The organism is Enterobacter sp. UNJFSC 003 (assembly GCF_036903355.1).
Taxonomy (GTDB): Bacteria; Pseudomonadota; Gammaproteobacteria; order Enterobacterales; family Enterobacteriaceae; genus Enterobacter.
The window spans coordinates 1-247 of sequence record NZ_JBAKHK010000285.1; the positions used below are offsets into that span (position 1 = coordinate 1).

At 55.9% G+C, this 247-nt stretch carries 1 pseudogene; it reads left to right on the top strand.

From position 1 onward, the window contains the following. Positions 1–247, top strand: a pseudogene (locus V5P19_RS24180) (solute:sodium symporter family transporter); the annotation flags it as partial.

The following is a 247-nucleotide window of genomic DNA, read 5'->3' on the forward strand; positions in this document are numbered from 1 at the left end:
GTATTTGGCCTGATCGCGATGGGCAAGGGCAGCTTTATGCAGGGCATTGAGCAACTCACCACCGTTCACGCCGAGAAATTAAACTCAATCGGTGGCCCGACCGATCCCTTGCCGATTGGCGCGGCATTTACCGGTTTGATTCTGGTGAACACCTTTTACTGGTGTACAAATCAGGGCATCGTGCAACGCACGCTGGCGTCAAAAAGCCTGGCGGAAGGGCAAAAGGGGGCGCTGTTAACGGCGGTGC